The 17,684-nt window shown below is 68.5% G+C and carries 18 protein-coding genes; 14 read left to right on the top strand and 4 right to left on the bottom strand.

Features of this window, described 5'->3' with window-relative positions; all coding sequences use genetic code 11:
* Window positions 1-31 precede the first annotated feature (31 nt).
* Together HD599_RS09335 and HD599_RS09330 are read right to left on the bottom strand one after the other, a co-directional pair.
* Window positions 32-889: a DsbA family protein gene (locus HD599_RS09335; RefSeq protein WP_184236423.1), complete on the bottom strand. Its 858-nt coding sequence runs from the start codon at window positions 887-889 to the stop codon at window positions 32-34.
* A gap of 96 nt (window positions 890-985) precedes the next feature.
* Window positions 986-1,585, bottom strand: coding sequence for a vitamin K epoxide reductase family protein (locus HD599_RS09330; protein ID WP_184236420.1), 600 nt, complete (start codon window positions 1,583-1,585; stop codon window positions 986-988).
* 394 nt (window positions 1,586-1,979) lie between these two features.
* On the opposite strand from HD599_RS09330, the gene HD599_RS09325 reads away from it, so the two are divergent.
* The 4 genes from HD599_RS09325 to HD599_RS09310 all read left to right on the top strand — a co-directional run bounded on the left by HD599_RS09325 (window position 1,980) and on the right by HD599_RS09310 (window position 8,014).
* A complete protein-coding gene (locus HD599_RS09325; protein WP_343061992.1) occupies window positions 1,980-4,727 on the top strand; it encodes an Rne/Rng family ribonuclease in 2,748 nt (915 codons plus the stop codon).
* A 126-nt stretch (window positions 4,728-4,853) separates the two neighbouring features.
* A complete protein-coding gene (locus tag HD599_RS09320) occupies window positions 4,854-5,912 on the top strand; it encodes a permease (protein ID WP_184236417.1) in 1,059 nt (352 codons plus the stop codon).
* 13 nt (window positions 5,913-5,925) lie between these two features.
* A complete protein-coding gene (locus HD599_RS09315; RefSeq protein ID WP_343061991.1) occupies window positions 5,926-6,663 on the top strand; it encodes a TIGR03943 family putative permease subunit in 738 nt (245 codons plus the stop codon).
* Window positions 6,664-6,703: 40 nt separating this feature from the next.
* A complete protein-coding gene (locus HD599_RS09310; RefSeq protein ID WP_184236414.1) occupies window positions 6,704-8,014 on the top strand; it encodes a hypothetical protein in 1,311 nt (436 codons plus the stop codon).
* A 23-nt stretch (window positions 8,015-8,037) separates the two neighbouring features.
* Here HD599_RS09310 and HD599_RS09305 read toward each other — a convergent pair whose 3' ends face one another.
* Together HD599_RS09305 and HD599_RS09300 are read right to left on the bottom strand one after the other, a co-directional pair.
* Entirely contained in the window at window positions 8,038-8,781 is a 744-nt protein-coding gene (locus tag HD599_RS09305; protein WP_184236411.1) for an SOS response-associated peptidase, read from the bottom strand.
* A gap of 38 nt (window positions 8,782-8,819) precedes the next feature.
* Complete coding sequence (locus tag HD599_RS09300) at window positions 8,820-9,092, bottom strand: DUF4031 domain-containing protein (protein ID WP_184236408.1); 273 nt, start codon at window positions 9,090-9,092, stop codon at window positions 8,820-8,822.
* Between the two features lie 32 nt (window positions 9,093-9,124).
* On the opposite strand from HD599_RS09300, the gene HD599_RS09295 reads away from it, so the two are divergent.
* The 10 genes from HD599_RS09295 (at window position 9,125) to HD599_RS09250 (ending at window position 17,664) form a co-directional block, all read left to right on the top strand.
* Entirely contained in the window at window positions 9,125-9,676 is a 552-nt protein-coding gene (locus tag HD599_RS09295; protein ID WP_184236404.1) for an RlmE family RNA methyltransferase, read from the top strand.
* 9 nt (window positions 9,677-9,685) lie between these two features.
* Complete coding sequence (locus HD599_RS09290; protein WP_184236401.1) at window positions 9,686-10,201, top strand: hypothetical protein; 516 nt, start codon at window positions 9,686-9,688, stop codon at window positions 10,199-10,201.
* Between the two features lie 257 nt (window positions 10,202-10,458).
* Window positions 10,459-10,767 carry a 50S ribosomal protein L21 gene (rplU, locus tag HD599_RS09285; RefSeq protein WP_184236398.1) on the top strand — a complete coding sequence of 103 codons (309 nt, stop codon included), beginning with the start codon at window positions 10,459-10,461 and terminating at the stop codon, window positions 10,765-10,767.
* A 14-nt stretch (window positions 10,768-10,781) separates the two neighbouring features.
* Window positions 10,782-11,036: a 50S ribosomal protein L27 gene (rpmA, locus tag HD599_RS09280; protein ID WP_184236395.1), complete on the top strand. Its 255-nt coding sequence runs from the start codon at window positions 10,782-10,784 to the stop codon at window positions 11,034-11,036.
* A gap of 108 nt (window positions 11,037-11,144) precedes the next feature.
* Window positions 11,145-12,686: a GTPase ObgE gene (obgE, locus tag HD599_RS09275; protein WP_184236392.1), complete on the top strand. Its 1,542-nt coding sequence runs from the start codon at window positions 11,145-11,147 to the stop codon at window positions 12,684-12,686.
* Window positions 12,679-13,470: a glutamate 5-kinase gene (proB, locus tag HD599_RS09270; protein WP_184236389.1), complete on the top strand. Its 792-nt coding sequence runs from the start codon at window positions 12,679-12,681 to the stop codon at window positions 13,468-13,470. Before obgE ends, proB begins: the two co-directional genes overlap by 8 nt.
* A 29-nt stretch (window positions 13,471-13,499) precedes the next feature.
* Window positions 13,500-14,768, top strand: coding sequence for a glutamate-5-semialdehyde dehydrogenase (locus HD599_RS09265; protein WP_184236386.1), 1,269 nt, complete (start codon window positions 13,500-13,502; stop codon window positions 14,766-14,768).
* Between the two features lie 29 nt (window positions 14,769-14,797).
* Window positions 14,798-15,007: a hypothetical protein gene (locus HD599_RS09260; protein WP_184236383.1), complete on the top strand. Its 210-nt coding sequence runs from the start codon at window positions 14,798-14,800 to the stop codon at window positions 15,005-15,007.
* A gap of 9 nt (window positions 15,008-15,016) precedes the next feature.
* Complete coding sequence (gene nadD, locus HD599_RS09255) at window positions 15,017-15,619, top strand: nicotinate-nucleotide adenylyltransferase (RefSeq protein ID WP_343061989.1); 603 nt, start codon at window positions 15,017-15,019, stop codon at window positions 15,617-15,619.
* Complete coding sequence (locus tag HD599_RS09250; RefSeq protein ID WP_184236380.1) at window positions 15,616-17,664, top strand: hypothetical protein; 2,049 nt, start codon at window positions 15,616-15,618, stop codon at window positions 17,662-17,664. Before nadD ends, HD599_RS09250 begins: the two co-directional genes overlap by 4 nt.
* Window positions 17,665-17,684 lie beyond the last annotated feature (20 nt).

Below are 17,684 nucleotides of genomic sequence, written 5' to 3'. Positions count from 1 at the left end.
TCCCATGGCTCCACCGCGGAAGCTCAACCCGCTAGCTGGCCGCGACCGTCGCCACGAACGCGGAGAAGGCGTCCGCGTCATCCAGAGCACCTTCGTACTGCTGCCCGTTGACGAGGATCAGCGGGGTTCCGGTGAACTCGGTCACGGTGTCGCTCGCGAGGTTTCCGTCGGAGGCGAGCTCGGTGGCCGAGGTCACCCAGTCGCCGAAGGTCTTGTCCGAGATGCAGGACGCGACCTCGTCGCTCGAGGCGCCCGCGTCGGAGACCAGCGTCTTCAGGGCGGCGGTGTCGAGGCCGCTCGTGTTCTCCTCGGGCTGCTGGGCGAAGAGCGCGTCGTTGACCGCGAGGTACTGGTCGGGCTCGTAGTTGGCGACGCAGACCGCGGCGTTCGCGGCACGCGACGAGTACTTGGTGCCGAGCGAGGCCCGGTCGAGGATCGAGATCGGGTGGATCTCGAGCGAGGCTTCGCCCGAGGCGACCCAGGTCTGGATCTGCTCGGAGTTGGTGGTCTCGAACTGCTGGCAGTACGGGCAGGCGTAGTCGATGTAGGTGACGATGTTCACCGTGCTGGCGAGGCTCGCCGTGTCCGTGGCGACGGGGTCGCTGCCGACCTCGAGCGCGGCGGTGGAGACGGGGGATACCGTGGTGCCGTCGCCGGTGAACAGGATGCCGTTGCTCGCCATGTTCTTCGGGTTGACCGCCGACGAGGTGGTCGAGGTGACGATGACGACGGTCACGATCGCCACGACGGCGAGCACCGCGACGATGATGCCGCTCTGCAGGAACAGCCTGTTGCGCTTTCTGCGGCGCTTCTCCGCCTCGCGCTCCTGCCGCGCTAGTTCGCGAGCGTGTTCGCGTCGTGCTTTTTTGCCGTCAGCCGGGTTGGTCATGAAATCCTCTCGCCGGGAGCGGGCGCTCCGACGACAGCATGCTCCCGTTGCCTATTCGCAAACTTGGGCCCCGCTGTGCGCGGGCTGGGAGTGCGTTTAGAGAGTGGCGAGGAAGTCGAGCCGCACCTGCGCGAGCACCGCGATGACGAGGTAGCAGCCGAGCGAGATCGCCGGCACCCAGGTGAGGAGCGCGCCCGCGACGGACCGCAGGCGGGGAGGAGCGGGGATGTTCCCGGTCTTCAGGTTGAACAGGCTGAGCGCCAAGAAGAGCGGGATGGTGACCGCCCAGGTGATCATGCAGTAGATGCAGAGCGTGGAGAGCACGAAGATGCTCTGGCTGATGAGCCAGACGACGAATACCATCGCGGCGAGCACGCCGATGTTGAACAGGATCCAGAACCAGCGCGCGAACCGGGCGCCGGCGAGCAGCGCGACCCCGACCACGAGCGGGGCGATCCACGCCGCGAGGCCGATGATCGGGTTGGGGAACCCGAACAGCGAGCCCTGCCACGACTCGAGATTCGCGGTGCACTGCACCACGACGCTGAAGTCGCAGGTGAGCGCGGTACCGGGCGAGGTGAGCGCGACGAACTTCTCGATCGTCAGCGCGAACGCCGCCAGCCAGCCGACGATGCCCGCGACGATGAGGAAAATCGCGAGGGCGACGGGACGCTTGTACGGCTGGGTGTCTGGCACTCTCGGATTATGGCACGCGTCGAATCACGGCTAACTGAGAATGCGTGCGATAATCGAAGCTAGCCAGCCGAGCCGCGCTCGACCTGGCGCCAAAGAAGGCTTACCGGGCGACAATCCGGGCCAACATCGAATTACGAGTTGTCGGATAGCGAGTTCCGAAAGCGCTGGAGTGACAGACAGCGCGGTACCCCACTCGGCGAGAGCCGATGAGTACGAGCTTCAACAAGTGCAAACGTCCAGAGCAGACAGGTGAGTGTTCACATTGACATCTCCCACCATGCCAGACGGAGACCTGAAGAATTTGCAGCGTAATCGCTGAGGCGTAACGCGAACGAGAGAGTACCCGGATAGGCGGCGCGGTCGCCGATCCGGGCCTAGGAGTACACCGCACGTGGTGAATGACAAAGACAATATCGAACCCAAAAGACGCAAGGGACTGTTCGGCAGCCGTAAGGCAGCCGTCGTGACGCCCCCGGTCACCGAGCCCGTCGTGGCCGCACAGCCGGAGCCGACCGCCCCGCCCGTCGAACCGACCATCGTCGTCGACGACGTCATCGTCGATGACGTGGTCGTGAAGGCGGCACCCCGCACCCGCACCCGCAAGCCCGTCGTCAGTGAGCCGGATGCCGCGGCAGACGTCACGGACGCCGCCGACAGCGCAGCGCCGACCACGGTCGCCGCCAAGCGCCCGACCACCTCGCTCCTGTTCCAGGCACCCCCGGCCATCGAGCCGCTGCCCGAGCGCGCCCCGGCCCGCCAGCCGCGCCAGTCGCGTGCGAACGCCGAGCAGGGTCCGGCCGACCCGTCGGCCGCCGACCTCGGCGACGAGACGGGCACCGTCCGCCGCCGCTCGCGCCGCCGCCCCGGCGAAGAGGCGCGTGACGGCGACGATGCTCCCGGCACCGTCGTCCGCGTACGCCAGCCGCGTCCCGAGCCCGTTCTCAGCAACGAGCCGACCCGCGTCAAGGGTTCCACCCGCCTCGAGGCGAAGAAGCAGCGCCGCCGTGACGGCCGCGATGCCGGACGCCGTCGCCCCGTGATCACCGAGAGCGAGTTCCTCGCCCGCCGCGAGAGCGTCGACCGCGTGATGGTGGTGCGTTCCAAGTTCGGGCGCATCCAGATCGCCGTTCTCGAAGACGGCGTGCTCGTCGAGCACTACGTCGCCAAGAGCCAGGACATGTCGCTCATCGGCAACGTCTACCTCGGCCGCGTGCAGAACGTGCTGCCGAGCATGGAAGCCGCCTTCGTCGACATCGGACGCGGCCGCAACGCCGTGCTGTACTCGGGCGAGGTCGACTGGGATGCCGCCAATGCCGAGAGCGGCAACGCCCACCAGGCCCGCCGCATCGAGCTCGCGCTCAAGCCCGGCGACAAGGTGCTCGTGCAGGTCACGAAGGACCCGATCGGCCACAAGGGCGCCCGCCTCACCAGCCAGGTATCGCTGCCCGGCCGCTACCTCGTCTACGTGCCCAACGGCTCGATGAGCGGAATCAGCCGCAAGCTGCCCGACACCGAGCGCGCACGCCTCAAGAAGATCCTCAAAGAGGTCCTGCCCGAGAACGTCGGCGTCATCGTGCGCACGGCGGCCGAGGGTGCGACCGAGGAGCAGCTGACCCTCGACGTCAGCCGTCTCACCAACCAGTGGGCCGAGATCAGCCGCCTCATCGAGACCGCGAACGCTCCGGCCCTGCTGCACAGCGAGCCCGACCTGCTGGTCAAGATCATCCGCGACGTCTTCAACGAGGACTTCCACAAGCTCGTCATCGACGGTGACGACGCCCAGGAGATCATCCAGAGCTACCTCAACGGTGTCGCCCCCGACCTGATCGACCGCGTCGAGCGCTTCGAGGGAACCAACGACCCGTTCGACGTCTACCGCGTCAACGAGCAGATCGAGAAGGCGCTCGACCGCAAGGTCTGGCTGCCCTCCGGTGGTTCGCTCGTCATCGACCGCACCGAGGCCATGACCGTCGTCGACGTCAACACTGGCAAGTTCGTCGGCTCGGGCGGCAACCTCGAAGAGACCGTCACCAAGAACAACCTCGAAGCGGCCGAAGAGATCGTGCGGCAGCTGCGTCTGCGCGACATCGGCGGCATCATCGTGGTCGACTTCATCGACATGGTGCTCGAGTCGAACCGTGACCTCGTGCTGCGCCGACTCGTCGAGTGCCTCAGCCGCGACCGCACCAAGCACCAGGTCGCCGAAGTCACGAGCCTCGGTCTCGTACAGATGACGCGCAAGAAGCTGGGCCTCGGCCTGCTCGAGACGTTCAGCGAGCCGTGCGAGCAGTGCGCGGGCCGCGGCGTCATCGTGCACCACGACCCCGTCACCAAGCACCGCATCCAGCAGGCGCCCCAGCCCGAGATCGCCGGCAGCAGCCGTCGCGGTCGCGGCGGCAAGGGCGGCGGCTCGGGCAACGGTTCCGGCAACGGCCAGAACGGCGGCCAGAACAACGGCGGCCAGAACGGCAACGGAAACGGCGGCGGACAGAACACCGGCGGCCAGCAGGCCGCCCAGCAGCAGCCGCAGGCGAGCACCCCCAAGGTGAGCACCGGGACGCACGCGATCACGGACGACGCCCGCAATGCGCTCGCCCAGATCGCGGCCCGCACCGTGACCCAGCCCGCCGACGCTGCCAAGACCGACGCCCCGAAGACGGATGCCCCCGCAGCCCCCGAGACGGCGGCGGAGACCCCGACGTCCGAGACCGCGAAGTCGGAGACCCCCACGTCCGAGACCGCGAAGTCGGAGACCCCCACGTCCGAGACCCCGGATGCCGCTCCGGCCGAGGTCCCCGCGGCCGACGTCGCGGCCGAGCCGGTCGCCGAGACGAAAGCCCCCGCCGCCCGCAAGAGCGCGAGCCGTCGTGTCGTCGTGCGTGAGCCCGTCGTCGTCCCGCTTCCCGAGGTCGAGGCGGCGGCACCCGCCGAGTCGACCGAGACCGTCGCGATCCTCGACATCCCGGTCACCAAGGCGCCCCGCGCCGGCCGCCGGATGAACAACCGCGACGCCGAGCAGATCCTCGATTCGGTGCTGGAGGCTCTTCCCGAGCCCAAGCAGCCGGGCCAGGGCCGCTCGCGCACCTCGCGTCGTGCCGGCAGCGCCGGTGCCGTCGTGAGCGCTCCGGTGAGCGACGACTAGGCAGAACCACCTCGGGGCCCATCGACAGGCCCCTGACGCGGAACCCCGTCGGCGACAGCCGGCGGGGTTTTCCCGTCCCCGGGGCGGCGCAGAATGCTGCCAGCCGCGACTGGTTAGGCTTCCGTGGTGACCAGCCAGCTCCAGGATCGACGCGACCCTGACACCGAGGCCGGCCACGGGCATCCCGAACGCCGTTCCCGCACCCGCCAGTTCGCCTGGCTCGCCGTCGGCCTCGTCGGCATCACCGCCCTGTTCGTGGTGCGCGCGATCACCGCCGAGCAGTCGGGACTGAGCCTGCCCGGCCAGGCGCAGGACTTCCTCACGCTCAGCATCAGCGTCATCGTCGAGTCGATGCCGTTCGTGATCCTCGGCATCGTGCTCTCGATCGCCGTGCAGGTCTGGGTTCCCGACACCTGGATCATGCGCGTACTGCCGAAGAACCCGTTTCTGCGCCGCGCCGCCATCTCGTTCATCGGAGTTTTCCTTCCGGTCTGCGAGTGCGGCAACGTGCCCCTCGCGCGCGGGCTCATGGTCAAAGGATTCACCGTCTCGGAGTCGATGACCTTCCTCCTCGCCGCACCGATCATCAACCCGATCACGATCATCACCACGCACCAGGCGTTCGGCTGGGACAACGGCATCCTCGTGGGCCGGATCGTCGGCGGCTTCGTGATCGCGAACCTGATCGGCTGGCTGTTCAGCAGGCACCCCGACCAGGACTCGCTGCTGACCGATAGATTCGCGGCGGAGTGCCGGGTTCCTGAGAACCACGGACACGGCGACTCCCGCTGGCAGCAGAGCGTCGCCCTGTTCCGCCGCGAGTCGAGCGTTATCCTGCCCGCCCTGTTCATCGGCGCGGTCGCGGCGGGCGCCATCCAGTCGCTCGTTCCCCGTCAGGTGCTCGTCAGCCTCGGCAGCAACCCGCTCTGGTCGATCCTCGCGATGATGGTGCTCGCATTCGTCATCTCGGTCTGCTCGAACGTCGACGCGTTCTTCATCCTCCCGTTCGCCTCCACGTTTATGCCGGGGTCGATCGTCACCTTCCTCGTCTTCGGGCCGATCATCGACATTAAGATGCTCGCCCTGCTGCGCACGACCTTCACGGTGCGCACCCTCGTGCAGCTCACGGCCGTCGTCGCGTTGCTGGCCGCGCTGGTCGGACTGGTGGTGAACTATGTCGCCTAGGCTGCTCCGCGCAGTGCAGCGCTGGCGGGGTGTCGTGCTGATGACGGTCGTCGTCGTCGCGACCGTCTGGCTCGCGCTCACCAACCAGCTGATCCTCTACATCCACCCGCGCTACGTCGTGTTCACCGTGATCATGGCGGCCGTGGGGTTGGTCTTCGTGGTCGCGAGCGCGTTCCTGCGCGAGCCGCACGACCACGACGAACCGCCGACCCGCTGGCAGAACACCCTCTCTGTCACCGCCGCGGCCCTCTCGCTCGCGATCGCCGTCGGCATCATCGTGGTGCCCCCGGCCACGCTGTCGAGCGCCACACTCGACCAGCGCGCGATGAACGCCACAGGTCTGAGCGAGGGCCAGGGCCAGACGGTCGGCCAAGCGGCGACGACGTCGGATGCCGCGTTCGCTAGATTCACCGTGCTGGACTGGTCGTCGCTGCTCCGGCAGTCGAGCGAGCTGTCGCTCTACGAGGGAAAGCCGGTCGACGTGGTCGGTTTCGTGAGCGCCGACCCGGACGACCCACAGAACATGTTCTACGTCTCCCGCTTCATCATCACCTGCTGCGCGGTCGACGCCCAGCCGGTGGGCGTTCCCGTCTACTCGCCCGACTGGCAGCAGACCCTCGAGATCGACGACTGGGTGCGCGTCACCGGAGGCTTCGACGCCAACCCGAGCGAGCAGAGCACGGAGTCGATCGCCCTCCTGCCCGACGAGACCACCGTGGTCGAGCAGCCGGGAGAGCCCTATCTCTACTGATACCTCGCGCTTCCGCCGCACGTTCGCCGGCACGGTCGTCGTGCTCGCGCTGCTCTGCGCCGCCTTCGCCGCGCTCGGGTACTTTCAAGGACCGAAGCTCACCGCCGGGCAGGTCGACGGCGACCTCGCGGTGACCCGCAGCGGCCAACAGCTGCGCCTCTTCGCGAACCAGCAGCTCGCCGAGGTGGACGCCGCCGACGTCACGATCACGCCCGCGGTCGACTTCACGGTCTCGACCTCCGCGGCGATCGTGGCCATGCAGTTCGGGGCGCCGCTGCGCTACGACGCGACCTACACGGTCGAGGTCGCCGGCGTGCGCAACGCGTCGGGCGGCCAGCCCTCGACGCTGCGCTACGAGTTCCGCACCGGGTCGCCGCCGCTCTACTATCTCGACCGGGCCGATTCGGCCGAGCAGCCCGACGAGATCGTGCGGACCGGCGTGCGCGGCGCCGACCGCACGGTGGTCTATTCGGCGACCGGCATCCAGGACTTCGCCCTGATCGGCGACCGCTCGGCCGCCGTGACCACCTCGGTCGCCGACGGCACGAGCGCCCTGAGCCTGGTCAGCTTCGACGACGGGGGAGTGGAACCGCTCACGCTGCCCGCGGCCGGCACCATCGAGAACCTGCGGGCGGCGGACGACGGCGTCACGGTCGGGTTCCAGTTCTCGGCCTCGGACGGCAGCGGCAGCGGCATCCTCACCACTCTCGATCTGGATGCCGGCCGGACCTTCGTCGCCGTCGCCGGCCTCGACGGCTCGCCCCTCGCCGTGACCGACTGGTTCTTCGTGCCCGGCGGAGTGTCGCTGGTCGCCCACACCACCGACGAACGCGTGCTTCTCGTCGACACCGCCAGCGGCATCACCACGCCGCTCGGCACCTTCACCAGCCTCGAGTCGCTCTCGACCGACGGGACCCGTGTCGGCGTGACCAACCCGTTCGGACCGGTCGCGCTGACGATCGCCGACCTCGAGGAGACCGAGTTCGCGGCCTCGCCCGTCGAGGGCGTCACCCCGTTCCCGGGCGAGTTCCAGCTGATGCGCGACGGGCTCGTGCAGCACGTCGTGACGGTGAGCTACGAGTCGAACGACTTCACCAACATGCTCGTCTACGACAACGGCACCGTGTCGCGCGAGCTCTACCGCACGGTCGAGGACCGCGGCAGCATCGGCGACTTCGAGGTCTCGTCGAACGACCAGTACGTCGCCATCGAGGTGGTGCCCGTGGTCGAGACGGCGGTGAGCGACGGGTCGCCCGTCGACCCGCGGGCGACGAGCATCACCACGATCATCGTCGATATCTCGACCGGGGCCGTGGTGAAGACCGTCGCCGGGTTCGGGCTGGAGTGGTAGCGGCGCGCGAGACCGGCCGTTCCCTAGACGGGTTGGATCAGCGCTTCCGAGTTGTTGCCGACCGACGCGACGTCTTTGCTCACCTCGTAGAACTCCACCTCGTCGGCGAGATCCGCGGCGGCGTCGGAGACCGCGCCGAGCAGCTCGGCCGAGCCGGGCGTGCGTGGATCGAGCCAGTCTTCCATCAGACCGGGTTCGAGCAGCACGGGCATGCGCGGGTGGATGAGGGCGAGCGGACCCGCCGAGGCGCGGGTGAGGATCGTGGTGGAGAGCAGCCAGCGGGCGGGATCGGCCGGCGCGGCGGCCGGGTTCTTCCACCACTCGTAGAGCGCGGCGAGCAGCAGCGGCTCGCCGTCGGGGGAGTGTACGAACTGGGCGGACGTGGATCCGTCGTCGCCCTTGTGCCAGACGTAGTAGCCCGTGGCGGGGATGGCCGCGCGTCGCGATTCCACCGCGGCCTGGAAGGCGGGGTTCTGCCGCACCTCCTCGACCGGCGCGTTGAACAGCGTGCCGCCGACGCTCGCGTCGGGTGCGCCGCCGGGCACGAGGCCCCAGCTGGCCGACTCGAGGCGTCGCAGCACCTCGGGGTTCTCGGGGTCGTAGCCGTCGGTCGAGGCGTCCTTGTTCACCGCGTCGATGACGACCGTCACCCGGTTGCCCGGAGCGATGTTGTACGACGCGGGCGGCAGGTTCGTCGCGGGCTTGTCGACGTCGAGCATCTCGACGATGTAGTCGGGGTCAGTGGTGAAGACGAAACGGCCGGGCATGCTCCCATTCTGCGGGACGCCACCGACGCGACCGGAGTCTAGAGCCCGCGTTTCTCCTTCTGGGTGATGCGCAGGCCGCTGTCGCGCAGCCGGGTCACCATCTCTCGCACCGTCACCGGCAGGGCGCCGAGCGCGACGAGCTCGTGCCACTTGTTCTCGGGGACGTCGTAGTGGTCGCCGTCGAAGCCCCGCCGGGGAATTCCCGCGCGCTGGGCGAAGGCGTGCAGCTCGTCAAGGGAGTGGTCGCTGACGAGGTGCGCCCATAGAGTCTCGTGGGCCGGCCAGATAGGTTGGTCTATCAGAACGGTCATGGGCCGATTCTAGACACGCAGGGGGAGCACCGATGGCACCGTCGATTACGGATAACGCGACGAGAGCGCACGCGCGCACCGCGCTGATCGCGGCGGGGCTCGTGCTCGCGGTGACCCTCGCGCAGCAGATCCTCAACTCGATCCTCAACGGCGTCAGTAATCTCGCCTACGCGGCCTTCAACGGCTACGGCGGCTTCAACCCCTTCGTCGATTTCTTCGGCGCGCTCTTCGTGACCGTCCTGCCGTTCGCCGTCGGTGTCTTCCTCGCCTTCTGGGTGCTCGTGCCGCTGACCCCGGAACTCGCTTGGACCACCGTGCTCGTGCGCGCGGTGATCGCCGCTGCGATCGGCGCCGCGCTGGCACTCGTCGCGACCGTCGTGTTCGGCTTCTTCAGCGCCCTCGCCTCCGCCGGCCCGATGTTCGGCGGGAGTTTCCCGTCCGTCGACCTCGGAAACGGCTTCTCCGGATTTGTCTACGGATTCCAGAGCGCCGTCTCCAGCTTCATCTCGCTCGCGCCGCTCGTCGCCCTCGCCGCCGTGCTCACCTGGCTCTGGCTCGGCAAGCGCCTCGCGCCCACCACCTGAGGAATCGCCATGGCACTGACCGACAACACCACACGGGCCAACGCGCGTACCGCCGGAGCCGCGGCGGCGATCGTCGCCGCGGTGCTCGTCGCCCAGTCCGTCCTTCGGGCGATCGTCGGAGCGATCAGCAACCTCGCCGCCGGCGGCATCGCCGGCAACGTCCAGTACTCGCTCAATCCGCTCGGCGAGGGCGTCATCTCGTTCGCCACCTCGGTCGTGCCCTCGGCGCTCGGCGTCTTCCTCGCCTTCTGGGTGCTCGTACCGCTCACCGCCGACCTGCGTATCGGCCGGGTCGTGCTGAGGTCGCTCGTCGCGGCGGCCGCCGCCGCGGTTCTCACCTGCCTGTTCACGGGCGTCTACGCGTTCGGCGATGCGATCCTGCGCGGCGGCGACTTCTTCTACGCGGTGTTCGGCACCGTGCAGACCACCTTCTACGCGTTCATCTCCGTGACGCCGCTCGTGCTGCTCGTCGGCGTGCTGGTCTGGCTCTGGCTGTCGAAGCCCGCGCCCGCCGCAGCGGAGTAGTCGCGGCATCCCGCCCTGCCCGTCTCGAATGACAAGAATTTTCGCGACACTCCCGCGTTTCACACCGCGTCGGGGGAGCGGCGGGTAGGCTGACAACCAATTACGGTCACGAATTGCTCGATCGCAACCGGCGTTCACACGCCGATACGCCCACGGTTTGACCGCGGGCCGGTTGTTCGAGTAGTCTTGGCCCTTGGTGTGCGCTGGCCTGAGGCCGCGAAAGATCGCCATAAGCTTCCGAAAGTAAGGGTTACCAAGTGGTTTACGCAGTTGTGCGCGCCGGTGGGCGGCAGGAAAAGGTAGAGGTCGGCACGATTGTCGTCCTCGACCGCATCCAGGCCGACAAAGACGGCAATGTCGAGCTCGCCCCGGTGCTGCTCGTTGATGGCGACAAGATCACGCACGACGCGAAAGCGCTTGCGGACGTCAAGGTCGTCGCTGAGGTCCTGAACGACCTCCGCGGACCGAAGATCGTCATCCAGAAGTTCAAGAACAAGACCGGATACAAGAAGCGCCAGGGCCACCGCCAGGAGCAGACCCGTATCAAGATCACTTCCATCAACTAAGGGGCTGACAACTAATGGCACACAAAAAGGGCGCAAGCTCCTCCCGTAACGGCCGCGACTCGAACGCGCAGTACCTCGGCGTCAAGCGCTTCGGTGGCCAGGTCGTCAAGTCCGGCGAGATCATCGTCCGCCAGCGCGGCACGCACTTCCACCCCGGCGTCAACGTCGGCCGTGGCGGCGACGACACGCTGTTCGCACTCGCCGCTGGCTCGGTCGAGTTTGGTGCGAAGGGTGGCCGCAAGGTCATCAACATCGTGACGGCTGCGTAGTCAGAACGACTTGTACTTCACGGAGGGGCGGGCTTCGGCTCGCCCCTCCGTTGTTTTTCACCGGTAGTTTTATCGCTTGGTCACCAGGCGCAGAAAGGAAAAGGAACCATGGCATCGTTCGTTGACCAGGTAACCCTTCACCTCCGCGCCGGCCACGGCGGAAACGGCTGTGTCTCGGTCAAGCGCGAGAAATTCAAGCCTCTCGCCGGCCCCGACGGCGGCAACGGCGGCAACGGCGGCGACATCGTCCTCGTCAGCGACGTGCAGACCACGACGCTGTTGAACTACCACCGCTCTCCGCACCGTAAGTCCGACCACGGACAGCCCGGCCAGGGCGACCACAAGGCGGGTGTCTCCGGCGAGGAGATGGTCCTCCTCGTGCCCGTGGGCACCGTGGTCAAGGACCGCGAGGGCAACGAGATCCTCGACATGAACGAGCACGGCATGCGCCACGTCGTGGCCGCCGGCGGTATCGGCGGACTCGGCAACGCCTCGCTGGCCACCACCAAGCGCAAGGCCCCCGGCTTCGCACTGCTCGGAACCCCCGGCTTCGAGGGCGACGTGCGTCTCGAGCTCAAGGTCGTGGCGGATGTCGCATTCGTCGGCTACCCGTCGGCCGGCAAGTCCAGCCTGGTAGCGGCCATGTCCGCGGCCAAGCCGAAGATCGCCGACTACCCGTTCACCACCCTGCACCCCAACCTCGGTGTCGTGGAATCTGGCGAGACCCGCTACACGGTCGCCGACGTCCCCGGCCTCATCGAGGGCGCGAGCGAGGGCAAGGGCCTCGGACTCGAGTTCCTGCGCCACGTCGAGCGCTGCTCGGCGCTGCTGCACGTTCTCGACTGCGGAACGCTCGACCCGGGCCGCGACCCGCTCAGCGACCTCGACATCATCCTCGGCGAGCTTGCCGCGTACCCCGTGCCCGAGGGCCAGATCCCGCTGCTCGACCGCCCCCAGTTCATCGCGCTCAACAAGACCGACGTTCCAGAGGGCAAGGAGCTCGCGGACCTCGTGCGCCCCGACCTCGAGGCCCGCGGCTACCGCGTGTTCGAGGTGTCGGCCGTGTCGCGTGCCGGTCTCCGCGAGCTCTCCTTCGCCCTCGCCGAGCTGGTCGAAGCCGACCGCGTCGAGAAGGCGAAGGAGGTCGCGAAGCCGCGCATCGTCATCCGCCCCCGCGCCGTCAACGAGGTCGACTTCGTCATCAAGATCGAGGGCGGCTCGTTCGGCAACGTGTACCGCGTCATCGGTGCCAAGCCCGAGCGCTGGGTGCACCAGACCGACTTCACCAACGACGAGGCCGTGGGCTACCTCGCCGACCGCCTCGCGAAGCTGGGCGTCGAGACCGAACTCTTCAAGTCGGGCGCCGTTCCCGGCTCGACCGTCATGATCGGCCCCGAGGGCGGTGTCGTGTTCGACTGGGAGCCCACCGTGGCCTCCGCCGCCGAGCTCGTGGCCAGCCCGCGTGGAACCGACGCACGCCTCGAAGAGGGCCGTCGCCTGACGAGCAAGACCCGTCGCGCGAACTACCTCGAGCGCATGGACGCGAAGACCGCGGCCCGTGCCGAGCTCGAGCGCGAGCGCGCCGGCGGCGTGTGGAACGACGACGAGGGATTCGCCGTCGAGCGTGACTCCACGGACGCGCGTGACTAACGAGGTCCGTTCCCGTTCAGAGGTCCCCACCGCCAGGCGCATCGTCGTGAAGGTGGGATCCTCGTCGATCAGCGGCGAGAACGTCGGCCAGATCGCCCCGCTCGTCGATGCCCTCGCGGCAGCGCACGGCCGGGGCACCGAGGTGATCCTCGTGTCGTCCGGTGCTATCGCCACCGGCATCCCGTTTCTGAATCTCGACGCCCGGCCCACCGACCTCGCGACCCAGCAGGCCGCGGCCGCCGTCGGCCAGAACCTGCTGATCTACCGGTACCAGGACAGCCTGCGCCGCTACAAGATCGTGGCCGGCCAGGTGCTGCTCACCGCGGGCGACCTCGAGAACCCCACGCACCGCGGCAACGCCCAGCGCGCCATGGAGCGCCTGCTCGACCTGCGTATCCTGCCGATCGTCAACGAGAACGACACGGTCGCGACCCACGAGATCCGGTTCGGCGACAACGACCGCCTCGCCGCGCTCGTGTCGCAGCTGGTGCAGGCCGACGTGCTGATCCTGCTCTCCGACATCGACGCGCTGTACACCCTGCCGCCGAGCGAGCCCGGCGCCGTGCGCATCACCGAGGTGCCGTTCTCCGACGACCTCGCGAACGTGAAGTTCGGCGACATCGGCGCGGCCGGCGTCGGTACCGGGGGAGCGGGCACCAAGGTGGCTGCGGCCAAGCTCGCCGCGGCATCCGGCATCTCGGTCCTTCTCGCCTCTACCGGCGACGTCGCCGCCGCGCTCTCGGGCGAGCAGGTCGGCACCTGGTTCGAGGCAGCGACCCCGTAACAATCCGGCGCGGAAAGTACACTGGGGACATGACCGATACCGCCGTCGCCACCACGTCGTTCGTCGAGAAGCTCGAGGCAGCCCGCCGCGCTTCCGTCACCCTCGCCACCGCGAAAGCCGACCTGAAGAACGCCGCGCTGCAGGCGATCGCCGTGGCCGTCGTCGACAACACCGCCCGCATTCTCGAGGCCAACGAGCTCGACCTCGCCAACGGCCGCGACAACGGCCTGTCGACCGGCCTGCAGGACCGGCTCACCCTCACCGACGCGCGACTCGTCTCGCTCGCCGACGCGGTCAACGAGATCGTCGCCCTCACCGACCCCGTGGGCCAGGTCGTGCGCGGCAGCACGCTGCCCAACGGCGTGGGCCTCACGCAGGTGCGTGTGCCGTTCGGCGTCATCGGCACCATCTACGAGGCGCGTCCCAACGTCACCATCGACATCGCGGCTCTCGCTCTGAAGAGCGGCAACGCCGTCGTGCTACGCGGCGGTTCGGCCGCCCAGAACACCAACCGCGTGCTCGTCGACGTCATCCAGGACGCGCTCGCGAGCGTTGGACTCCCCGTCGAGGCCGTGCAGACCATCGACGAGTTCGGCCGCGACGGGGCGAAGCAGTTGATGCAGGCGCGCGGCCTCGTCGACGTGCTCATTCCCCGCGGCAGCGCCGACCTGATCAATACGGTCGTGCAGGAATCGAAGGTTCCGGTGATCGAGACCGGTGCCGGCGTCGTGCACGTCTACCTCGACGAGTCGGCCGACGAGGCCATGGCCGTCGAGATCGTGCACAACGCGAAGGTGCAGCGGCCCAGCGTGTGCAATGCGCTCGAGACGTTGCTCGTCAACGCGTCATCCGCCCCCCGCCTGTTGCCGCCCGTGCTCGCACGCCTGCGCGCCTCGGGCGTCACCATCCACGCCGACGAACGCACCGCGGCGCTGTTCGCCGACACCGTCGCGGCGACGGAGGACGACTGGTCGACCGAGTACATGTCGCTCGACCTCGCCGTACGCGTCGTCGACGACCTCGACGCGGCGATGGACCACATCCGCGCGTACTCGACCCACCACACCGAGTCGATCATCACGAACGACGTCGCGAACGCCGAGCGCTTCCTCTCCGAGGTCGACTCGGCCGTGGTGATGGTGAACGCGTCCACCCGGTTCACCGACGGCGGCGAGTTCGGGTTCGGCGCCGAGGTGGGGATCTCGACGCAGAAGCTGCACGCGCGCGGCCCGATGGGTCTGGGCGAATTGACCAGCACGAAGTGGGTTGTGCGCGGCTCGGGCCAGGTGCGCGGCTAAGCTTTAGATCGCCCTGAATGGAGAACCACATGTCGCTGATCACCAGCCTGATTACCGTTGCCGCCGAGGCGGAGCACACCGTCAACGAGCTGCCCATGAGCCCGTACGCCTACGCGGCCATCGCCGTCGCCGGTTTCGTCATCTTCGGTATCGTCACGTGGAGCTACCGCGACGTCGCCAACCGTCACAGTGACAAGGTCTCCCAGGGACACGACGACCACCACACGCCGGGCCACTAGGGGCCGCGCGTGGTCGAGGTTGCACAGCGCCGAGCCCGCGTCGGCGTGATGGGCGGGACGTTCGACCCCATTCACAACGGCCACCTCGTCGCTGCGAGCGAGGTCCAGCAGAAGTTCGACCTCGACGAAGTCATCTTCGTGCCCACCGGCATGCCGTGGATGAAGTCCGGCGTCACCGAGGGCGAGCACCGCTACCTGATGACGGTCATTGCGACCGCCGCCAACCCGAGGTTCACCGTGAGCCGGGTCGACATCGACCGCAAGGGCCCCACGTACACGATCGACACCCTGCGCGACATCCACACCGCACGTCCCAACGCCGACATCTTCTTCATCAGCGGCGCCGACGCGATCGCACAGATCGTCGAGTGGAAAGACGTCGAGCAGGTCTGGCCCCTCGCGCACTTCGTCGCTGTGACCCGGCCGGGACACCCGCTGACCATTTCCGGTTTACCTGAGCAGGGCGTAAGCTTGCTGGAAGTGCCGGCGCTAGCGATCTCATCGACCGATTGCAGAAGCCGGGTGAGCCGGGGATTCCCGGTCTGGTATTTGGTTCCCGATGGTGTAGTTCAGTACATCTCCAAACACCACTTGTATCGGAGTATTCAATGACCAACGTCCACGATCAGCCCCCTCTCTCGAGGCGAGCGCTCCGTCAGGCAGAGCTCGAATCGCGCGCTGCCGCGGAGGAGATCGACGACGCTGCCGAGACCGACCGTCCCGCCCCGTCCGGCCGCCGTGCCCGCGCCGCCTCCAGCGACCAGCTGGTCGAGGTGCCCACGACGACGGCGATTCCCACCGTCTCCGACAGCGATGCGGATGCCGCGTCCGGCGATTCCGCGTCGAGCGCACTGTCTACGGCTGACGCCGCCGCAGAACCGGCCGAGCCGGTCCGCGAATCCGCCATACCCACCGCCTTCCCCTTCGCCGAGCAGGTCGAAGCGACGAGCGACGACGCCGGGCACCCCGGGTTCCGCCTCCGCGACTTCAGCCCCGAACTCGGCACCGCACGCGCCGAGTCCACGTCCGCCGCCGACTGGGCACCCGCCGGCAGCGAAGAATCCGTACCGCTCGACTACCACACGCAGGGTGGCCCGGCCGGAGCCGCCTACGTCTCCCCGTACTCGCGCCGCGCCATGCGCGCCGAAGCACCCGCCGTCGCGCCCGAGGCCGCACCGGTCGAGGAGCCCTCGTTCGACTCGCTGTTCGCCGACCTGACTCTGGACGCGCAGGAGTCCGAGAGCGAGACGGATGTCGCTGACGACGCCGTCGCGCCCGCCGACTCGGTCGAGCCCGCGCCCGAGCCCGCGCCCGTCCCTGTCGCCGAGCCCATCGTGGTTTCGGAACCCGTCGCCCTCGTGGAGCCGCTCGTCGTCCAGCCCGAAGAGCGCACCCTCAGCCGTCGCGAGTGGCGTGCCATGCGCGCCAAGGCCGAAGCAGAGGCCGCTGCCGCTGCCGCAGCCGGGGGAGTCGTCGCCGAGGCCGAGCCCGCCGAGACCGACAGCGAGGATGCGGCCGCTGTCGACGCGCCCGCGGAGGGCGCGGCCGAGCACGCCGAGCCCGAGCACACTGACACGCCCGCCGAGGCCGCCCCGAGCGGTGTCGACGTCTTCTTCCAGGCTCCCGTCGCCGAGCCGGCAGACGACACCCGCACTCCGGACGCACCCGCGGCCGAGTTCGACCCCGCGTCCATCCCGCCGCTGGTCGAGCCCTCGACCGAGCCGCACACGGACCTCTCCGACGCGATGGCCGAGTTCGAAGCCCTCACTCGTGGCGTCCACACCGAGCCCGCGCCCGGCGATGCCGCCTTCCCCGCCGGACTGTTCGCGGAACCCGTGGTGGCAGAGCCCGTCACCGACCAGCCGACCCCGTCGTCCGACGAGCACGGTGAGTCTTCCACGGACGAAGCGGCACCCGACTCCGCCCCCGCGGAGCCCGCGGCCGAGAAGGTCGACTTCACACCGTCCGCCGACACCGTGCCGCCGCCCGCGTCGAGCGCACCGTTCTCCTTCCTGCTGAGCCCGCCGCCCGCCGCGGCTCCGCCCGCCGATGCCCCCGTCGCGCCCGCGCTGACCGGATTCCCGCCGCCATCCGCCCCGTCGACGACCGCCCAGCCCGCTGGCGAGCCGTCATCCGAGGCTCAGCCGACCACGGGTTCCGTGTCGTCGTACCAGCCGCCGGTCGGCCACTGGTCGCGCCAGGCCGAGATGGACGACGAGAGCCAGCCGTTCGAGAACACCCTCAGCCGCGACGTCGGAGGCGGAAACGTCGCTACGACGACCAACGCCCTCGTCCTGCCGATGATCCCGCAGCGCGACGACTTCTCCTCGGTGCTCAACGCCACCGGCGAGATCATGGTCACCGGCACGATCAACCTCCCCGGCAGCGTCGGCACCACCGGTCGCGACTCGCGTCACTACGACGACCCCGAGGTCGACCACCTCTTCGACGCCTTCGACAACGAGGTCGCGAATACAGACTCTGCTCCCGTGCGTGCCATCACCGCGGTCAGTAGCCACACCGCAACGCGCGGTGGCATCGAAATGGGCCGATCGCAGAGCAACCGCATGCTCACGGTCCTCCTGGTGACGGCGGGTGTCATGGCCGTCAGCGTCCTCGGCCTGCTCGTCGCCGGCTTCGTCTTCAATATCTTCTAATCGTGAACTTCTCTTCACCC

The organism is Conyzicola lurida (genome assembly GCF_014204935.1).
Lineage (GTDB): Bacteria > Actinomycetota > Actinomycetes > Actinomycetales > Microbacteriaceae > Conyzicola > Conyzicola lurida.
This window is presented reverse-complemented; position numbering and strand designations above follow the sequence as displayed.

Coding starts and splice junctions, on each gene's coding strand:
- HD599_RS09335 (WP_184236423.1), bottom strand. CDS start 889: ATGACCAACCCGGCTGACGGCAAAAAAGCACGACGCGAACACGCTCGC.
- HD599_RS09305 (WP_184236411.1), bottom strand. CDS start 8,781: ATGCCCGGCCGTTTCGTCTTCACCACTGACCCCGACTACATCGTCGAG.
- HD599_RS09300 (WP_184236408.1), bottom strand. CDS start 9,092: ATGACCGTTCTGATAGACCAACCTATCTGGCCGGCCCACGAGACTCTA.
- HD599_RS09295 (WP_184236404.1), top strand. CDS start 9,125: ATGGCACCGTCGATTACGGATAACGCGACGAGAGCGCACGCGCGCACC.
- HD599_RS09290 (WP_184236401.1), top strand. CDS start 9,686: ATGGCACTGACCGACAACACCACACGGGCCAACGCGCGTACCGCCGGA.
- rpmA (WP_184236395.1), top strand. CDS start 10,782: ATGGCACACAAAAAGGGCGCAAGCTCCTCCCGTAACGGCCGCGACTCG.
- obgE (WP_184236392.1), top strand. CDS start 11,145: ATGGCATCGTTCGTTGACCAGGTAACCCTTCACCTCCGCGCCGGCCAC.
- HD599_RS09265 (WP_184236386.1), top strand. CDS start 13,500: ATGACCGATACCGCCGTCGCCACCACGTCGTTCGTCGAGAAGCTCGAG.
- HD599_RS09260 (WP_184236383.1), top strand. CDS start 14,798: ATGTCGCTGATCACCAGCCTGATTACCGTTGCCGCCGAGGCGGAGCAC.
- HD599_RS09250 (WP_184236380.1), top strand. CDS start 15,616: ATGACCAACGTCCACGATCAGCCCCCTCTCTCGAGGCGAGCGCTCCGT.